The organism is Spirochaeta isovalerica (genome assembly GCF_014207565.1).
Taxonomy (GTDB): domain Bacteria; phylum Spirochaetota; class Spirochaetia; order DSM-2461; family DSM-2461; genus Spirochaeta_F; species Spirochaeta_F isovalerica.
Map to the genome: position 1 here is coordinate 25,420 of NZ_JACHGJ010000012.1, position 18,244 is coordinate 43,663.

Here is an 18,244-nt window from a genome sequence, read left to right on the forward strand (position 1 = left end):
GATTCGAGCCAGTATTTTTTACGGCTTTATTAATCCTTATTAACAACTACAGCTTCCAGGGGGATTTCAGGGTAAATCTGCCCGGGTACCGGAGGCATGGAATTGTAAACCCAATCTATCTCAATGATCCCGACCTTCATACCGGCGACTCTTCTTAAGCCGGAAAATGATCCGCGAAGCAGGACGCTCTCCATCTGTAACGACAGGGAATAGACAACAACGACAGAGCCTTTTTCGATCGTTTCAAATTCCTTCCCGTATTCACCGGGAGCAAAAAGGACCTGGTTTCCGTGACGGCAGAAAAGCTGCAAGGCCGGGAAAATAACGGGGTATCCCTCTTTATCGACCCAGGAAAGAAAACTGAGAGACGACAGGTTGTTAAGTAGTTTTTCCGTCCACCGGTTTATCGGTTTTTCCTTCCTGGTGCCCGCGGTAAACAGTCCGGTCATTCTTCCCGTTATGATCGAGGGCAATAGGGCGGGAATGGAGATTTTTTTTCGGGGATGAACGGTCCGGACATCGAGATAATGAGCCCGGTGAATCCCGAAATAGGTATTGTACCGCCACATGGGTTTCATGTTGAACTCTTCCAGTTCCTCCCCCGTGTCGGCTTCTCCCGTCCAGGACATTGTCCCCATCCAGTAGCTCATATCGAGGGTCAGAATCAGAAATCCGCTCCGGGGACGCTCCCTCAGATTGTCCTTGCTTCTCCCTTCGCAGAATTGCCCCAGAATGAGATGCTTCTCATCAGTCGCCTGTATGGAGGTTATTAATGAGACGTGGGGATTTCCGTCCCGATCGACTGTTGAAACTAGCCCTACCTTCTCATCTTTTTTGAAATCTACCAGATCATCCTTTTCGAATTTGCTGTCTGTCATTTTTTCTCCTGCTGTGCCGTCATACCTGTCCAGAGAACTTTCCCGCTGTCGAATCCCGCTTCTACGGCAGTCCGGACCAGTCCGTCCATCTCCTCTTTCTTCATCAAAGGGCTATCGGCGAATTTCCAAGTCTGTCCCAGCCGTGCGTATTTATCCTTACAGAGGTTATTGAAAGCGCAAATTTCCCATCGGTCTATTTCATCCTGATAATCGCGAAGAAAGCCCGCTATTCCTGATATATTGGCCGTTCTGGCCGTCGCGCCGGGAATCGCCGGAGTTCTGATCCAGAGCTCCTTCGGACCGACTCCCTTTTCCTTCAGTTCCATCAGGGCTTTGAAATTCGCCAGAATGATCTCTCTCTCCGCCCCGGTATATTCGCGGTGCAATAGGGGATTCGATTCCTTGAAATCAAAAAGTATCAGATCGATAAAGGGCAGAACCTCTTCCATTTTTTTCCACTGATAGATCCCGCATGTATCGAGTGTCGTATGGATTCCTCTCGATTTCAGCTTCTGAAAAACCTCTTTGACGAATTCGGCCTGCATCATGGCTTCGCCGCCGGAGATGGTTATTCCCCCTCCCGACTCCTCGAAAAAAGCTTCGTCCTTGAGAAGCTCTTCAACCAGCTGGTCACTGGTCCATTTTTTTCCCAGGATTTCCAGAGCGTTTGTCGGGCATTCATTGACGCAGAGACCGCAGGCCGTACAACTCTTCCAGTCAATTTCAATAGAGCTTTCAGTCATGGTCAGCGAATGGTACGGACAGACATCGATGCAGGAACCGCACATGATGCAGTTCGAACCGATCCATTGGAGCCTCGGCCTGGATGAAATGCTCTCGGGATTGTGACACCAGCTGCAGCGCAGGGGGCAGCCTTTGAGAAAGACAGTCGTTCTCAGCCCGGGTCCGTCTTCCGTGGACATGCGCTGGATTTCCAGAACCAGGCCTTTTATTTCCTTTTCGCTCATATTTTATCGTGGCTGAGACGGGCGATCAGTTCGTCCTGCAGCTCCCTCCCGATGCTGACAAAATAGGCATTGTAGCCCGTAACCCGTACGAGAAGATGCCGGTAATCCGCCGGATTTTTCTGCGCTTCTTTCAAGGTATTGGAATCGATCATATTGATCTGCAGAGCCGTTCCCCCGTTTCGGGCATACCCCTTGAGAAAGGCTTTGAATTTATTCCTGTTAGCCTCTGTCCCGAATATGGAAGGATTGAAACTGATTGTATGGCTGGCTCCGTTGGGAAGTATGTTCACATAGTGCTCCTCCCCGTCGACAAGTTCTTTGCCGCCCAGAACCTTACCGACCGAATTGCTGTTGGAGGTCGGTCCGTTCACATCCATCCCCGTTACGGGACAGATCGCATTGGAGAAAAACGTCCCCTTCGGTCGTCCGTCGGGACTGGCGGGAAGGATAAAGCCGTCGCCTACCCAGTAATTCCAGCTGAGCATGCCGGGACGGAACTGGCGGTTTGTCGATTTCGTTTTGTGCTTCCACACTTCATCGGTCCAGGCCTTCATGACCTCCCATCCCATCCGGTCGGCCTCATAATCGTCCACGCCGAATTTGGGGGCTTTGTTTTTTGCCTTTGCCTGAAGGATTTCATGCCCTTTCCAGTTATCTTTAAGGGCTTGAATCAGCTCTTCCATAGTGCAGATTTTATTGTCGTATACAAGGTATTTTACTGCCAGAAGAGAATCGACTGTTGATGCGTATGTGACAGCTTCCATAGTCGTGAAATTGATCTCCGCTCCGCCTTCCGTCACATCTTTACCCTGTTCGGCGCATCCTTTAACCAGACAGGAGAGATAGGGGGTCGGCGCCGTATCGGCCCGGAGGGACTCGGATTTCTCATAGAGGTTTACGCATCTCTTTACGATATATGCGGTCTGTTTCACGTAGGCATTCCAGAACTGATCCCAGGTCTTAAAACCGCATGGATCGCCGGTGCGCGGCCCGTCCTGTTTTACTTTTTCACTTTTCCCTGTCATGGGATCGAAAAAGGGAAAGAGATCCCGGCCGTTCCCGAATACCAGTTCCACGGCTTTGTAGAGATTGAGATTGTTATCCACCGTACCGGACCTGTCGTTCCCGACCATAGTGTTTTCCAGACACCCGACAGGTGCATAGTCCGCCAGATTCGATTTGTTGATCAAATCGGGAATTCCGCCCCGACGGGACTGCTCGTCCATTCCCGCCATGGATCGCTCATCGAAATTCAGCAGAAAAGGGGCGCCCTGGCTGGACATGATCATATCGACGATGATATTCATCAGTTTTTCCGGACTGTTCCTGTGAATCCTGATGTTGGGCTTGGGTTCCAGAATGGGCGACAGATCATCGATCACTTCCAGAATCAAATAAGTAAGATCATTCGTTTTATCCTCACCGTCAGGTCCGACTCCCGATAGAGTCAGAAGCTGGCCGTACCCAGCCGTAATCCCCTGGTTGCCGCCCACTTTGATAAGGGCGTCATAGGCCGTGTTGGCATGAACCCAGAAACAGCCGAGAACTTCTTTCGCATATTCCCGGTCCATTCCCTCCGCAATGGATTTTTCCCAGTATGGGTAGAGATACTGATCGAGCCTGCCGAAAGAGACACCCGGTCCGGGATAATTCTCATCGCTCATGATCAGCATATGGTTGATCCAGAGAGCCTGGAGCGCTTCGTGAAAAGTTTCCGGGGGATTAAAAGGGACTTTCCGCAGAATTCTCTCCATCTCCTCAAGCTCTCTTTTCCTTATGGTATCTGCTTCCTTTCGCCCCGAATCCCTGCAGAGATCGGCATAACGGGCCGCCAGATCGACGGCAGTCGTCGATGCGGTCATCATGGCTCTCAGCTGAGCTCCCTTCCTCCCTTTTTTTTCTTCTTCGGAAAGACTGCCGTAGAATTCGTCGAGCTCCTGCCGGACACCTTTCCATCCGATCTTCAGCAATCTCTCGTGACCGGGAATCAGATGGCCGCTGGTGGCGCCGCTGTTCCCGTAGCCGTGATCGTGAAACCATTTCATGGAAGCGCGGGTGCCCTGTTTTCCGTATACTCTACGGTCCCTGTCACGGGTTTCCTTTTTTGTCAGGCAGGATGATGTCTGAATATTGAAACGCCCCCCGGCAATGAGATCTCCCGGAAGGATCTCCACCGGCAGGTAGCGCACCATAACTTCGCGATTGAACCAGGCAATCCGCTCGGGAAGAGACTTATCCCAGAAATCATCACAAAGCTTGATTTTGCGGGCCGTCTGGGAAAAGGAGCTTCTGAAAGTCTGCAGAAAGGGATAGGTTTCAGGAACAATGTAATAGGTCAGCTCGTTATGCTGAAAGTCCCAGTCCTCGCCGGTGGTCCAGGAAGTATTCTCGTTATTCCATTTGCGGTCTGTGCCTTCAAAATAATAGTCTCTCAGCCACTTCACCCTCGACGAAAGATTTTTCGGTTCCTTAATTCCTGTTTCCATTGATATATTCCTTTACTGTTGTCTCTCCGAATGCGAGAATTTCTTCCATGATTTCTTCAGCGCCTTCCTTATCCTTTTTTTCAAAGGCACCGATCAGTTTCCGATGCTGTACCATTACCGTTTTCAGAGATTCTTCACTGCTGAAAAACAGATCGGTCAGATAGCGGTAGACCGGTTTGAAAGAATTGAATATGAGAAGAAAAGCGATGTTTGATGACATTTTCATTATATGATAGTGAAGCATGTAGTCCATTTCTGCCGATTGTTGCGGGTTTTCAGCACTGAGCTCCGATGCCAATTCACGAAGGGTTGCCAGATCTTTTTCTGTTGCCGATTCAACAGCTTTGGAGAGAGCAAAGAGTTCAATAACCTTACGGGCTTCAAGTAAAGCGTGCAAAGTCGCGGGATCCCAGCTGTCGGGATCTTTCATCATATGTATCAGTAAATCGAGGGAGGCATCCTGTAGATAATCGCTAACAAATGTGCCGCTCTGAGGCAGAGTTTCAACAAGTCCGAGCTGTTCGAGATTTTTAATGGCCTGTCTTACAGTCGTCCGGCTGGCACCGTACTTTTCCGCCAGTTTTCTTTCGGGGGGAAGTTTCGATCCCTTCCCGAAAGAACCGCTTAATATGGCTTTCTCTATTTGCAGAGCAATATCATCAGCTACCATTAAATCCTCACTGAAATTGGTTGGACCAATTTCAGTGTAGGTCTATTCTAGAGATTCTGTCAAATAAAAGTTCTAGCGTCTGAGAATTCGCTTTCCGTAAACCGATTCGACAAGACTGCAGAGCCTGTCGTCATTGATCCAGCTTTTATCGGGCGTACCGGAAATATCAAAGGCTTTCATCCTCGCCGAGTCAGCGACCATCTCCATGGCAAGATGGGCTTCCCGAAACGTAATGCCCTCCCCCTCCGCTCCGATGACATCGGTACTGAGGCGCACATAGAAACCTTCTGTTCCGGTTGTAACCTTCCTCAGAGAGTTGATCATAACTTCGCGCATTCCCAATAGATCGATATCTTCCATGGTGTAAACCTGAATATTGTGCTCCCGGATCAGCTCCACTTCCCGTTTTTCAGCATGGCGCAGACCTATGATGACTGTGCTTTCCGGTGAAATCCGGCTGGAGAGATTCAATTCCTTTCCGTTAAGCCCGAGAATATCCGCCAGAAATGTTCTGTCGGCGCCATGGGAATCCTCTTTCAAGAGAGCCGCTTCGGGTGCGAAAACCAGAAGTCCCGATTGCTTCAGAGCCGAGGCCATGCCTTTGATCCCTTCAATTGTTTTATTCTCCGCTCCGCCGATAAGGGGAATGATGTTTTCGCCGATGGTCCGGGCGATCATGCCGTCATTGATAGATTCGCCCGAGATTTCATATTCAAACCCCATCTCCTTCAGATGGCTGAGTAGAGTTTCCTCTTTAAATGTGGGGGAGTTGCCGAGAAGCAGTGTTTTTCCGGGCTTCATGGGACTATCGTCTCCTGTAAATGGTATTTTTTTAACGTAATTTGAAGTCATGGCCGCTAAAAGCGCGCCGTAATTGAGATTGAAATTCACTTTGTCGCCGAGCTTCAGCGGCTGACTTGATTCGGTTACATCGACGAGAAGGTGGTCGCTGGAAGCTCCCAGTATGGAGATCTTTTTGTCTACTGGGACCAGGCTGTCGATGACCACATCTTCCCGCCCGACGCTGAGAATGGCTCTTAGGATGTCGCCTCTGTCGGAAAAGACCGGCTTTTCCCCGAAAGCATCCATTCCCGTTTCGCCGATGGGAACCGAGGGTTTTTTCTTCAGTTCAATCACTTCAGCGGAAAGCTGGAAGGCGTCGTGATGGCATCCGGGCCAGATCGTGCCGTTAACCGTTTCTCTCCCCAGAGCTATAGACTCGCCCAACCTGAGGTGGTTGACCCTTTTGGGCATCCCCCCCTCCATTAAAAGAGGAAGTGATGAAGAGTTCCCTCCGGAGATAATCTTCAGTTCGATTCCGAACGCCTCTTCTATCTTCTCCGCATAGCCGACCAGCTCGCCCATGTTTTTTCTCGAAGGCAGGACACCTCCGAAACAGGTGAGATTTGTCCCGAGTCCTGTCAATTCGACGCCCGGCAGTTCTATCACTTCCCGGGCCACATCCAGTAGATCGGTAGGCCAGATCCCTTCCCGGAGGTCTCCGAGATCGACCATAAGGATTACCTTATGGATCTTTCCTTTTTTTTCAGCCGCATCGGAAAGCGAGCGGATGACCGAAAGCTCCGAATTGAGACTGATATCGACCGAGGTGACGATTTCCTCTACACGGGACAGAGGAGGAATCCGCAGCATCATAACCGGCGCGTTTATACCGCTCGAACGGAGTCGGCGTATGTTCTCGATTCTCGATTCGCCGATGCTGGCAACCCCTCCGTCGAGCATGGCCTGCGCCACCATGGGCATCCCGCAGGTCACCTTGGTCACTCCAGTAACAGAAATCCCCGAGGAACGGCAGAAATCGACGAGAGTTTTTGTATTTTCCCTTATTTTTTGTATATCAACCTGAATTTCCGGACCGGGCATCAGTTTCTATCCTCCAGATAGTACTCAAAAAGTTTGGCGGCATCTTCGGGATATTCAGTAGAAAGAACGCCGAGAGAAGCCATAATGTAAGTTTGATCAATCAGAACTTTAGGCAGAGCCGGCGGGAGAAGGTCGAACTTATGGCCGTCGGAAAAGACTTCGCGGATCAGTTCGGGGCCGATTCCCAAACGGGTAAGAGCGCCTCCCGTACCGATTATATATTTCAAAGCGGTGAGATCCCGCCCTTCGGCCATTGTTTTCTTACCGCCGCTCGCAAAGGAATCGCGGTACTTGCCCGCATGGCGATGCAAGCCTATCTTTAAAGCGGTGTAGGTCAATTCACCGACCAGTTTTTTTTCAGCGTCGGTCTGAGGAACGGGCGGCAGAGCCTGAACAGCTTCTTCCAGAGCTTCTTCCGGCAATCCCGTCCTCATTGAAAGCCGCTTTTTATCAGCCAGCTCATAGACATTCATCCGGTTGACGTAAACGCCGAGATCTCCTTCTACGGTTCTCTTCGCGTCCGGCTCCGGAGAAAGCTGTATCCGGCTGATTTCCTCGGACCCGTCGGTCACCGAGTGGACATCGGTCGTCGCTCCGCCAACATCGAAGGTCACCAGATCGCCCAGTTCATTCTTGAGGAACCGCGTCGCCTCCATAACGGCTCCCGGCGTGGGAATGACATGGCCATCGACGAGGCTGCGGATTTTTTCCATACCGGGAGCATGAATGATGTGCTCTTCAAAGACTTTCTGAATGACCCTCCGCGCCGGAAGCACTTCAAGCCGGTCAATCGAAGGGTAGACATTATCTACTATATAGAGCTTCGTTCCGGATTCGAGGAATATCTCCCTGATTTCATCGTGGTTCTGGATATTACCGGCATAAATGACGGGGATTCCCAGATTAAGTTCGGCGATCTTCTCCGCATTGTCCAGAGCCGTATCGCGTTCTCCGTAATCCACTCCTCCGGCGATCATAATGATATTGGGCTTAAGCTCAACCAGTTTTTTCAGATCAGTCCGGCGCATTCGGCCGGCTGTTATCTGGTGGATATTGGCACCGGCGCCGAGAGCCGCTTCCTTCGCCGCCCGGACCGTCATATCGTAGACGAGCCCGTGGACGGTCATGCGCAGCCCTCCGGCGGCACTGCTGGAGGCGAGAAAACGCTCCCATGTGAGTTCTTCTGTTTTGAGATTCTTTTTTAAATGATCGATGGCGCCTTCCAGCCCCACCGTGACATCGCCCTCGAGAACGGAAGTGGGGGCGAAGCCCTGCCCGGCAAGGCGGGGCTCTGCTGTTCCCATTCCGACAAAGGCGTTAACAACTGTAGTGGTGCTGCCTATCTCGGCAGCCAGGACATCAACTTTCACAATGCCTCTTTGATCACAGGCCTCTTTCTTCCCTGTTCTTGACAAGGAAAGTGGCGACCTGCGTACCGTTGGATCCTCTTCCGAATCCCTGGTCCACACCGTTTTCTCTGGCAATATCAGGCGTGACCTGTGTTCCGCCGGCGCAGAGGATCAGTTTTTCCCGAACACCTTTTTCCACGGCGTAGTCGTGAATCTTCTTCATATTCTTATAGTGTACATCATCGTGGGAGATAATGGTGGAAGCCAGGATACCGTCGGCATTGAGCTCGATGGCCGCATCGACCAGTTTTTCGATGGGGCAGGACGTACCGAGGTAGTGAACCTCAATTCCGAATTTTTCGATACCGCCGTGCTTGATGTCGATTACTTCCCGAAGCCCGACGGAGTGCTCATCCTGGCCGACCGTCGCCGCAACGATTTTCATCGGTTTCGCCTTAACGGCAGCGCAGAGCTCTTCGAAAGTCATAACTTCCGGAGCGGGAGGAACAACCAGCTTATCCAGATCGATTGTGTGCTGGAATTTTCCTTTGATCTCGACTCTGGTACCCTCGGCAGCCTGAAGAACTTCCGTATGGATGACTTCAACCTCTTCGAGACCCATTTTCTTGCCGACTTCAATGGCCGCATAATAGGCTGTCCGCTCATCGGTGGGAAGGAACATGGTGGTCTGCACGACGCCGTCGCCGAGCCATTCCATTTCAGGCTTCACGATATTTTTTTCGCGGAAGTCTTTCGTCTCCTCCATTCTGGTGTAGACGTTATCCACCTCATCGAGTTCATCGATAAATACAATTTTTTCGGGCTTCTCGAAAGTTCCGCCGCCGATGAGCGATGAAGGATCTTTTTCAGCTTCCGGGCCGTACTGGGCCAGGTTGTTGTATCCGAAATGAGCCGTTACGGGAGCCATGTAGTCATCGGCTCTGTCATAGACAGTTCCCACTCCGATACCGCCGTCGATATGGCGGACAATGGCATCATCATTTCGCTCCGGGTAGTAGCCGGAGTCGACAAAGAACCCCTGCTCCACCGCATTGAAATAACCGCCCGCTTCGAGCATCTCTTCCAGATAGAGTACGGCGCGCTCTTTCAACTCGCGGACCTTATCGGCCAGTTCGCCTTTATCCCGTTTGATCTCGAGCATTTCGGTCAGGCCGTCCATACCGGCGAAGGCCTGATTGGCCGTATCGGTACCTTCGATATTATAGATATGCCAGGGAACGTTTCTTCCTTCGTCGGGGGTAATGGTCGACTGGATTTCCGCTCTGGTCATTTTGGAGATGAGCAGGTTGAGCGTATGGGTGACCGTCGCTTCCCTAGTCGATGATCCCATGTACTTGGTGTTCTGCTGGGCTCTCATCTTGTATTCGGAGAAAACCTCTCTCAGCGCCACGGCGTAGGGCAGGTCCAGACGCATACAGGGCGCGGGAGGAGCTGTGGGAGGAACGGTGGAGAGACAGATATCCTCTTTTTTCATTCCCACTTTCACGGAGAACATGGAGTTCAGTCCGTGCTGTACCATCAGCTCGGGCATAACCTTCCAGGCATCGCGTGCCGTCGCGTTGGCGTTGTGGGCTCCGTCGATCTGAGCGATCCCCGCCCAGGCCATAACCTTCTTGGCCACTGCCGCGTCGACAAAGGAGCGGACCATGTTGATATTTCTGTAGAGAACGTTGTACTGGGGGTCCTGATGGGCTCCGTTCACACCTTCTTCGGCAAAGAGAACGGCGATTTCGGGACCGGCAACTCCGGAAACATAAGAGTGGTAGTTGATCGGTCTTCCCACTTCATCTTCGATCAGGTCGAGCGCCTTTCTCTGGGCTCTCAGCTGTTTTCTCGATATGGGGACGCCGCCGATTCCCTGGGGCGTTCCTTCGATCAGGCCGTCCATATGGCTCTGACCGGCGGTTCGGATAACCATGAGGTGATCAGCGCCATGCCAGGCCGCCATTCTCATTCTTCTGATATCGTCTTCAAAGCGGCCGGAAGCGATTTCCGTTGTGATAGTGCTTGTGGGCTGAGGAGCGATATTATTGAAGTAATGCCCTCCCGGAAGGGCTTCGTACTGTTCCAGGTTTTCCGATGTATCGTAAAACTCGAATTTTCCGATCTGTCTCTTCTCACCCTGGCCCTTTCTCCAGACCCAGTTACGGCGTCGGGGACGGTAGTTTTCCAGATCCTTCAGGATTTCCGGAACATTTATCTTTTCGTTTTTCTTCAGCTTATCCATTATTTCGCTCCTCCCTGAAAGAGGGAAGAGGTTTCCTCCCAGAGTTCGTTTTCCGCCAGCTTCAGTCCCGCCTCGCGGATTTCCATCCCTTTGGATTGGGCCAGCTTATAAACAAGGTGTCCCGCTCCGTGCTGGATGAGGTTCTTATCAATCGCTTTTTCGACGATTGCCTTACTCTCGATGCTGGAAAATCCCATTCTCAGAAGCACCGATCTCTCGATCGAAGGCGATGTATGTTTAGACGCCATATCTACGATGGGGTCCATAAGCTGACTGCAAAGCTCCCAGAATCTCTCTTCGAGCTGTTTTTCCGTCAGATCTTTCAGATGTTTTCTTCTCTGTTCAAAGTCATCTTGCCGTTCCACTGTTTTCCCTTCCTTGCATATGGTGAAGCATTTTCTTCACCGCGTATTTATTCAACTTGATTTCGTCTGCCAAGAATTGAAGATCTTCTTCGCCGACATCTTCGGGATTACCGACTTTAGCCAGGCAATTCCTTATATAAGAGTATTTAATTTTTTCCAGATCCAGATCGACGGCCCTGATCATCGAAGGATGCCCGGGAAGAATAATTGATTCTCCGGGAACTTCCTCTTCGGGGTTGCCGAAGCGGATCTCTATACCGTTTTCCCTGGCAAAGGAGAGCTGGGGCTGAATATGCTTGCCCGCTCCCGTATATTCTGTTTCCTGAACGACGACGACCTGGTCCTCATCCATTTCACGGGCAATGGAGAACGCCGCGGCCAGAGAAGTATTCCCCGCCGGACCTCTTTCGAGTCCCTCGATCTGAGCCAGAACCTCGGTCATGTAAAAAACCTCTCCCTGACGGACTGTCACATAACGATCCATATAGCGTAAGGGCCTCCCGGCCGAACGGGGAACATCGGACCGGTCGGGGTTGGTCGCAAAGGGGATTCCGAATCCCGTATGGCCTGTCGTGAAGGATTTCCTGTTGAACTGGCCGTCACTGGCCATATGAAGCCCCGACAGATCCACACTGGCGCCGATTATCCTGACGTTGTCAGCCCCGGCTTTAAGCAGCCCCCGCGCCGTACCGGTCAGATTCCCGCCACCGGCGTTTGTTACGACGACAGCATCGGGATCGCGGCCGATCTTCTCCCTCATCTGCTCCGCCAGCTCGTAACCGAGAGTTTCCACTCCGGCAATACCGAAAGGCGTGTAGAGAGAGGCATTGAAATATCCCGTTTCCTCCAGAAGCTGAAGGAAGGTGTAAAAAAGCTCCGGACCTACCGAAAGCTGAACGACTTCCGCTCCGTAAGCCTCGCATTTTCTCGCTTTTTCTACGATTTCAGGCTGGCCCTTCCATCGGGAATCATAACATTCCTGAACAATGATGCACTTAAGCCCCTGCATGGCCGCCTGGCTGGCCACGGCCGCGCCGTAATTTCCGCTGGTCGCGGCGATAACACCTTTATAACCGAGCTTTTTCGCATGATAAACGCTGACCGCCGCCCGTCTGGCTTTAAAACTGCCCGAGGGATTGGCCGCTTCGTCTTTCAAAAAGATCCTGGCCCCTTTTCCCGGCTCCGCTGTTTTCCGGCAGAGAGCCGTCAGGTTTTTCAGTTCATATACGGGAGTATTTCCCACCCCTGTGGATAGCTGTATATCCCGGATCTGATCGAGAGAATAGCCGACCTTCTCCATCATGGCTTCGTAGTCGAAGGCGATGGACCCCGACTCGAAACGGCTGTAATCGATCTGAACCGCGTCCTTCATGATCTCGCCCTTCCGGGACATCACTTCATTGTAATCCGATGCGCTCATCACTCAGCCCCCTCAAGTATGGATTTCACCTGCCTGCCGATATGGAGGATCTCCGGCACGCAGCTGCCCCACCCGTGATCGAACTGGGGATTGATCTCGATCATCTTTCCCGACAGCTTCCTGCCGATAATGGTCTCCACCTCGACCTCATCGCCGATCGTGGCGAAATCGTTGAGGAGAAAACCCTTGTCCCACATCTCCAGCGGAACTTCTTTCGTATCGTCGGGAACCTGAGGCGCCCTTTCATCGGCGGTCAGAATGACTTTATGAATCCTGACCCAGTCACCTTTTTTCGCATTCATATATTACCTCTCGATAAGGTTCCGCATATCGCCCATGATAGCCCGGGGAACGGGTAAGTCTATCATCGTCTTCAGTCCCGCTCTCGCATTGATAACATGGGGAATCATATTGACGCACATGGCGATGGTTCCGATCCCGCCGGGAACTTCGGGTTTAATAGCCATATGGATATCGGGGGTCCCTTTGATCCGGATATAATCTCCCGTATCGGTACCTTCGAGCTGAGGTTCAACCTGCTGGGGGTGGATCATACGGATCTTTTCCTGTCCGTCTACGTATCCGAATCCCTTCATGGCGCATCCGGCGATGTTTCCGGGCTGAACTTCAACATATTTCGTTTTTCTGTAAACATTGGAAACAATGGGTTCCATGGACTGCTTCACCGGCTCGCTCAATTTCCATCCGATGGCATCGGCGATCATATTGACCGACTCGTTGAACCCCACATGACCGGCCAGCGTCCCGTTTTTCACGCCGTTGGCGAATTCTTTCTGAGTGATACCGACACCCTGCTCTTCCATAACCGCAGGGCCGAAGGGAGACAGGCTGTTCACTCTCTCAGCTTCGATTTCATCCACATCGATACAGGCGCCTGTCAGAGTAACAACCAGGAGGTCCATAATCAGTCCGGGATTGATTCCCGTTCCAAGAACTGTAACGCCGTTGGCTCTTGCTATTTCATTGAGCTGCTGTGCCAGTTCGGGCTCCTGCGCCTGGGGGTAGGACATCTCTTCAGCCGTGGAAATGACATTCAGTTTATTCTCCAGGAGGAATTTGATTTTATCGAAAGCTTTGGCTGTAAAGGAATCGGTCGCGAGCAGGGCGATATCGACGCAGCCTTCTGAAACGAGAGCCTTGATGTCGCCGTTTATTATCACGTCCGATCTGTTTCCTTTATCGACACCGAGCACATCATACATGCTTTTTCCCACGCGGTCGGGGTGCATATCGCAGACACCCGTAATCTCAACGCCTTTCTTTTTCAGAAGCATTTCCGCCATGCCGCTTCCCATGGCTCCGAAGCCCCACAATAATACTTTAATGTTTTCCATATTGATTCTCCATATATTAAGTCCGAATAGTGTTACTACTACGATAGTAAACTCAGTATAATCGACCATTGTGACCTGTCAAGCGAATAGTGCCGGGACAGGTCAGTTTTTTGCCCTCTTAAAATTTATAAAACCGTATTATAATGAAATTCGGTAATTATGATGTTTGTGCCCGTCACTCTTCCAGGTTTCCTATCTCAGAAATTTTCAATACAAATCAGATTGTTAAAATATAACCGCTTCAGTTTTTTGAAGAATGGAGGATTTATATGAACATTGAAACAGCAGATGGGAAAACCAGTGAAAACGTCGGCAGTACTGAACTGAAAGAGATACTGGCCTCTCTCGACAGCCAAGTTGATTTTGCCATATTGAGTCATGATGAAAATTATCTGCAGTGCGCTTTTTCAACCGAAGGCTATTACATGGAATACCAGGACGGCACCGGTCACTATGAATGGACATCGGGACATGCTCCATATGAGAAGATGGAGGAAACATTTATCCATTATCTGGAAAATAACGGAGAGATTCCCGACCTATCACTTTGGAAAAAGGTATCCGGAAGGGTAAACCATTCAGGACAGAGCGGATTCTCGGGAAGCCTGATAGACCAGCTTAAAGCAGAGGCGAAACAGGGTTTAAAGCGGGCTATAAACAGAAAAACTTCCGGACTTGTGAGAAATACCCTGAAGAAACTGATAAAATGATGGCCAGATTTTACATCTTACTGATCTGTCTGTTGGTTTCATCTCCTCTTTCCGCCCAGTGGATTGACTTTAATGCCGCTCCCCGGACATCTCTCTGGGCTTCTTCCGTTTTTAAAGAAACCCTGGGTGGAAAAGTGGTGTCCTACGGTCCCGAAGCTCTCTTCGACCGGGACAGCTCCACCCCCTGGGTCGAGGCCGCAGAGGGAGATGGACTGGGAGAAAACGTCATCGTTCTGCTTCAAAGCGCTGTAACAAATATGAAAATCATTAATGGATTCGCAGCCTCGGAAAGACTTTTCAAACTAAACAACCGGCCTAAAACGCTGAAATTGACTCTTCTCGCCGGCCTAACCGCGCCGGGACTTGTTTCGGAAACAGACTATGTATTGTATTTCATTAAAGAGTTCCCCATTAACGAACGGATTTCCCTTAAAGATTCCATGGCAGAACAGCAGTTCGGATTCCCCATGGATTCCTTGAAACAGATGGATCTCTACCGCGGGGCTATCAATCAATTCCGCGAAGACTTTCCCGACTTCTTCAACATGATTTCCCTTGACCTGGATTTTGAAAGCAATAGCGAACTCTCTGATGCGGATTATTCCCTCATCATGGAAATATTCGGATTTTACGCGCTGAAGCTGACGATCGCCGATGTTTACAGGGGAGACCTGTACAGCGACACCTGCATTTCCGAACTCGCCGTCGATCTGGAACCATTTTTTTAACATTTCTCTTGACCGCCCGACAGAAGTGACATAATACTTATCTCAATAATTACTCTTGTAGTAGTAATTATATATTTTCTCTAAAACAGGAGATACGTAATGGAAGAAAAAAGCATTGTCGTTGTGGCACTGGGCGGGAACGCCATCATACAAAAAGGGGAAAAAGGCGATATCCATCAGCAGTTCGCCAATACCCGCAGCTCCATGAAAGAAGTATATAAACTCATAGACAAGGGGTACCGGGTTATCCTGACCCACGGGAACGGACCGCAGGTCGGAAACCTCATGCTCATGGGGGATAAGGCGAGGGATATTCTTCCCGAGACTCCCCTTGGCGTTGCCGATGCCATGACAGCCGGTTCCATGGGTTACATGCTGGAGCAGAGCCTTCAGAATATCATGATCGACAACGGAAATCTGAAAAACACCGTAACGATACCATCCCAGATCATGGTCGACCGCCGGGATCCCGCACTGGCCAATCCGACAAAGCCGATCGGCCCTTTCTACACGGAAGAAGAAGCCAACGCATTGAGAGAGGAAAAAGGCTGGATAATAAAAGAGGATGCGGGCCGCGGATACAGACGTTATGTTCCCTCTCCCTACCCGCTGGATATTGTTGAAAAAGAAGCGATCAGGACTCTGCTGGACAACGATTACGTCGTTATTACCGGAGGCGGCGGCGGGATTCCCGTTTATATCGATGAGAAGAAACACCTCGAGGGAATAGACTGCGTTATCGATAAAGACCTGGCCAGCATGAAGATAGCCCTTGCCGTTCAGGCCAAAGACCTGATCATCATTACTGGCGTTCCGGCGGTTGCCATCAATTTCGGAAAGCCCGACGAAAAAGAGCTGAGCAGAATGACTCTTGCCGAAGCGAAATACTATCACAGCGAAGGACAGTTTCCCGCGGGATCGATGGGACCGAAGATACTGGCCGCCATTGAGTTCGTACAGGCTAATCCGGAGAACAGAGCCATCATTACTGATGTTCAGAACCTGAAAGATGCGATTGAAGGTAAAGCCGGCACGATTATAACGGCCTACTGATCGGGATTGAAAAAGCGGGATTTCCCAAACGGGGATTCCGCTTTACAATTAACGGATATGATACCCCTGCCCCGCAAATTCAGGACAAACATTAAGGAAACATTCGGAGAAAAAGGGAGACTCTGGCTGAAAGATCTTCCCGGAAAACTCGATGAAATCTGCCATATCTGGAATCTGACAGAATGCAGGCCTGTAAATGATCTGTCCTTCAACTATGTTTGTACAGCCCGATCAGACCGTTTCGGGCCTGTTGTGTTGAAAATCGGTGTCGAATCAAGCGAACTGGAAAACGAATTCAGATCGCTGCGGTATCTGAAATCCATGCATCTCTGCCGGGGTCTCGCCTTTGACAGTGAAAGGAATGCCATGCTTCTGGAGAGAGTTACGCCGGGAGAGAATCTCTTCAGCCTCGATTCTCCGGAAGAGCAGATAAAAGCCGGAGCCTCTCTGTTGAAAGATAATGAAAATACTGAAACAATCCCTCAGGGATTTCCTTATTACGGAGACTGGCTTAAACGGTCTTTTCAAAAAACGAGAAACAAGCGCGCCGGCACGACGACTGTGGATGCATTTTTTAAAAAAGCGGAAATCTACTGGCTGGAACAGGCTAATCGATTGCCGGAGACATTGAACCATGGCGATTTCCACCATATGAATATTCTCAGAAATGAGAACAGAGAGTGGACAGTGATCGATCCACAAGGCGTTATAGGGTATCAAACAGCGGACTGCGGCCGCTTTATTCTGAATCAGCTCGGCAGAACCGATAATGAGAATAGAAGCGAACTTCTGACGGAAATGTCCCGGGTTTTCGCCGAAGCCCTGAAAACGACAGAGGAACTTGTGCTTAAAGGAGCCTATATCGAACAGATGCTCTCTTGCAGCTGGACTCTCGAAGGATTCATAAGCGAAGAAAAGGAACGGGATATAATTGAAAAGATGGAAGCCGCAGACAGACTTTACAGCAGCATACTGAATGCGCCTCAAGGAATAGAAGGATGAATGAAAACAGACGGGCGACCAGAGCCAGAATATATCTAAAGAACATTGACCACAATCTCGACTGTATCAGAAAACTGATCGGTCCGGAGAGAAAGATCTGTACCGCTGTCAAAGCCGATGCCTACGGGCACGGTGCGGTCGAAGTATCGAAGCGGGCCCTGGAATGGGGTGTGGATTTTCTGGCTGTAGCCACCGTTTCCGAGGCGATAATTCTCAGAGAAGCGGGAATAGAAGCTCCGATTATCCTTTTCAGCATAGCAATGGATAGAGAAATCGAACAGATCGTCAGCTACAATCTGACTCCCTTTGTTGCCGACCCGGTCTATACGAACAGAATTCATGAAGAAGCGGTCCGTCAGAAAAAAACAATAAATGTACACTTAAAAATAGATACGGGAATGGGGCGCATAGGAGTTCAGCCCGATGAAGCCGTTGATCTGGCCGGCACTATCGTCAGGTCGGCAGGAATGCGTCTCGAAGGAGTCTGCACCCATTTTCCCGTTTCAGACAGCCCCGAACGGGAAGATATCGATTTCACCAGAGAACAGATCCGCATTTTCAACCAGGCCGTTGAATCAATAAGAAAGAGAGGCATAGACCCCGGCATTGTCCATGCAGCCAACTCGGGAGCTATTATTGCCCACCCCGATGCCCATTTCGATATGGTGCGTCCGGGCATATGTTTATACGGGTACTATCCCGATCAGAGAATGGATAAAAGCCCGGCTGACTTCAAACCTGTCATGGAACTCATCTCCCGGCCCGCTTTTATCAAAAAAGTGAAAAGGGGAACATCGATCTCTTACGGGAGAACATGGAAAGCTCCCGCAGATACATGGATTGCCTCCCTGCCCGCCGGATATGCCGACGGTTATAACCGCCTGCTCTCATCAAAGGCGGAAGTCTCTATCGGAGGGAAACGTTTCCCCGTTGCAGGGAGAGTTTGCATGGATCAGTTCATGATCGATCTTGGCCCCGAAACAGATATCACGGTAAACGTTGAGGTCATTTTATTCGGCCCCGGTCAGGGAAGCCCCGATGCCGCTGAAATCGGCGGCATGACCGGAACCATCCCCTATGAGGTCACCTGCGCAATCAACAAAAGAGTTCCCAGAGACTACGTATAAG

Annotated in this window: 16 protein-coding genes; 5 read left to right on the top strand and 11 right to left on the bottom strand. The window is 50.5% G+C overall.

Features of this window, described 5'->3' with window-relative positions; all coding sequences use genetic code 11:
• Positions 1-29: 29 nt before the first annotated feature.
• The 11 genes from HNR50_RS20415 to ord all read right to left on the bottom strand — a co-directional run bounded on the left by HNR50_RS20415 (position 30) and on the right by ord (position 13,623).
• Positions 30-878: a pyridoxamine 5'-phosphate oxidase family protein gene (locus tag HNR50_RS20415; protein ID WP_184748661.1), complete on the bottom strand. Its 849-nt coding sequence runs from the start codon at positions 876-878 to the stop codon at positions 30-32.
• Positions 875-1,846, bottom strand: coding sequence for a glycyl-radical enzyme activating protein (locus HNR50_RS20420; RefSeq protein ID WP_184748662.1), 972 nt, complete (start codon positions 1,844-1,846; stop codon positions 875-877). Before HNR50_RS20420 ends, HNR50_RS20415 begins: the two co-directional genes overlap by 4 nt.
• Positions 1,843-4,332 carry a pyruvate formate lyase family protein gene (locus tag HNR50_RS20425; RefSeq protein WP_184748663.1) on the bottom strand — a complete coding sequence of 830 codons (2,490 nt, stop codon included), beginning with the start codon at positions 4,330-4,332 and terminating at the stop codon, positions 1,843-1,845. Before HNR50_RS20425 ends, HNR50_RS20420 begins: the two co-directional genes overlap by 4 nt.
• Positions 4,316-5,002, bottom strand: coding sequence for a FadR/GntR family transcriptional regulator (locus HNR50_RS20430; protein ID WP_184748664.1), 687 nt, complete (start codon positions 5,000-5,002; stop codon positions 4,316-4,318). Before HNR50_RS20430 ends, HNR50_RS20425 begins: the two co-directional genes overlap by 17 nt.
• 72 nt (positions 5,003-5,074) lie before the next feature.
• Entirely contained in the window at positions 5,075-6,886 is a 1,812-nt protein-coding gene (locus tag HNR50_RS20435) for an alanine racemase (protein WP_184748665.1), read from the bottom strand.
• Complete coding sequence (locus HNR50_RS20440) at positions 6,886-8,256, bottom strand: GlmL-related ornithine degradation protein (protein WP_184748666.1); 1,371 nt, start codon at positions 8,254-8,256, stop codon at positions 6,886-6,888. Before HNR50_RS20440 ends, HNR50_RS20435 begins: the two co-directional genes overlap by 1 nt.
• A gap of 13 nt (positions 8,257-8,269) precedes the next feature.
• Positions 8,270-10,483 (bottom strand): D-ornithine 4,5-aminomutase subunit OraE, encoded by a 2,214-nt coding sequence (gene oraE / locus HNR50_RS20445; protein WP_184748667.1) that lies wholly within the window; start codon positions 10,481-10,483, stop codon positions 8,270-8,272.
• Complete coding sequence (locus HNR50_RS20450) at positions 10,483-10,848, bottom strand: D-ornithine 4,5-aminomutase subunit OraS (RefSeq protein ID WP_184748668.1); 366 nt, start codon at positions 10,846-10,848, stop codon at positions 10,483-10,485. Before HNR50_RS20450 ends, oraE begins: the two co-directional genes overlap by 1 nt.
• A complete protein-coding gene (gene ortB, locus HNR50_RS20455; protein ID WP_184748669.1) occupies positions 10,832-12,268 on the bottom strand; it encodes a 2-amino-4-oxopentanoate thiolase subunit OrtB in 1,437 nt (478 codons plus the stop codon). Before ortB ends, HNR50_RS20450 begins: the two co-directional genes overlap by 17 nt.
• Entirely contained in the window at positions 12,268-12,570 is a 303-nt protein-coding gene (gene ortA, locus HNR50_RS20460; RefSeq protein WP_184748670.1) for a 2-amino-4-oxopentanoate thiolase subunit OrtA, read from the bottom strand. The genes ortB and ortA overlap by 1 nt, the downstream gene beginning before the upstream one ends.
• A 3-nt stretch (positions 12,571-12,573) precedes the next feature.
• On the bottom strand, positions 12,574-13,623 hold the full coding sequence (gene ord / locus HNR50_RS20465) for a 2,4-diaminopentanoate dehydrogenase (protein WP_184748671.1): 1,050 nt from the start codon (positions 13,621-13,623) through the stop codon (positions 12,574-12,576).
• Positions 13,624-13,892: 269 nt separating this feature from the next.
• Between ord and HNR50_RS20470 the strand changes: the two genes are divergently transcribed.
• The 5 genes from HNR50_RS20470 (at position 13,893) to alr (ending at position 18,243) form a co-directional block, all read left to right on the top strand.
• Positions 13,893-14,333 (top strand): hypothetical protein, encoded by a 441-nt coding sequence (locus HNR50_RS20470; protein WP_184748672.1) that lies wholly within the window; start codon positions 13,893-13,895, stop codon positions 14,331-14,333.
• Positions 14,330-15,061 carry an NADase-type glycan-binding domain-containing protein gene (locus HNR50_RS20475; protein WP_184748673.1) on the top strand — a complete coding sequence of 244 codons (732 nt, stop codon included), beginning with the start codon at positions 14,330-14,332 and terminating at the stop codon, positions 15,059-15,061. Before HNR50_RS20470 ends, HNR50_RS20475 begins: the two co-directional genes overlap by 4 nt.
• A 99-nt stretch (positions 15,062-15,160) precedes the next feature.
• Complete coding sequence (gene arcC, locus HNR50_RS20480) at positions 15,161-16,114, top strand: carbamate kinase (RefSeq protein ID WP_184748674.1); 954 nt, start codon at positions 15,161-15,163, stop codon at positions 16,112-16,114.
• 57 nt (positions 16,115-16,171) lie between these two features.
• Positions 16,172-17,116, top strand: a complete 945-nt coding sequence (locus HNR50_RS20485) for an aminoglycoside phosphotransferase family protein (protein ID WP_184748675.1) — start codon at positions 16,172-16,174, stop codon at positions 17,114-17,116.
• Positions 17,113-18,243, top strand: a complete 1,131-nt coding sequence (gene alr / locus HNR50_RS20490; protein WP_184748676.1) for an alanine racemase — start codon at positions 17,113-17,115, stop codon at positions 18,241-18,243. Before HNR50_RS20485 ends, alr begins: the two co-directional genes overlap by 4 nt.
• The last annotated feature ends 1 nt before the right edge of the window (position 18,244 follow it).

Coding starts and splice junctions, on each gene's coding strand:
- ortB (WP_184748669.1), bottom strand. CDS start 12,268: ATGAGCGCATCGGATTACAATGAAGTGATGTCCCGGAAGGGCGAGATC.
- HNR50_RS20470 (WP_184748672.1), top strand. CDS start 13,893: ATGAACATTGAAACAGCAGATGGGAAAACCAGTGAAAACGTCGGCAGT.
- HNR50_RS20420 (WP_184748662.1), bottom strand. CDS start 1,846: ATGAGCGAAAAGGAAATAAAAGGCCTGGTTCTGGAAATCCAGCGCATG.
- HNR50_RS20475 (WP_184748673.1), top strand. CDS start 14,330: ATGATGGCCAGATTTTACATCTTACTGATCTGTCTGTTGGTTTCATCT.
- HNR50_RS20415 (WP_184748661.1), bottom strand. CDS start 878: ATGACAGACAGCAAATTCGAAAAGGATGATCTGGTAGATTTCAAAAAA.
- HNR50_RS20485 (WP_184748675.1), top strand. CDS start 16,172: ATGATACCCCTGCCCCGCAAATTCAGGACAAACATTAAGGAAACATTC.
- arcC (WP_184748674.1), top strand. CDS start 15,161: ATGGAAGAAAAAAGCATTGTCGTTGTGGCACTGGGCGGGAACGCCATC.
- HNR50_RS20435 (WP_184748665.1), bottom strand. CDS start 6,886: ATGCCCGGTCCGGAAATTCAGGTTGATATACAAAAAATAAGGGAAAAT.
- HNR50_RS20430 (WP_184748664.1), bottom strand. CDS start 5,002: ATGGTAGCTGATGATATTGCTCTGCAAATAGAGAAAGCCATATTAAGC.
- ord (WP_184748671.1), bottom strand. CDS start 13,623: ATGGAAAACATTAAAGTATTATTGTGGGGCTTCGGAGCCATGGGAAGC.
- ortA (WP_184748670.1), bottom strand. CDS start 12,570: ATGAATGCGAAAAAAGGTGACTGGGTCAGGATTCATAAAGTCATTCTG.
- HNR50_RS20425 (WP_184748663.1), bottom strand. CDS start 4,332: ATGGAAACAGGAATTAAGGAACCGAAAAATCTTTCGTCGAGGGTGAAG.
- alr (WP_184748676.1), top strand. CDS start 17,113: ATGAATGAAAACAGACGGGCGACCAGAGCCAGAATATATCTAAAGAAC.
- oraE (WP_184748667.1), bottom strand. CDS start 10,483: ATGGATAAGCTGAAGAAAAACGAAAAGATAAATGTTCCGGAAATCCTG.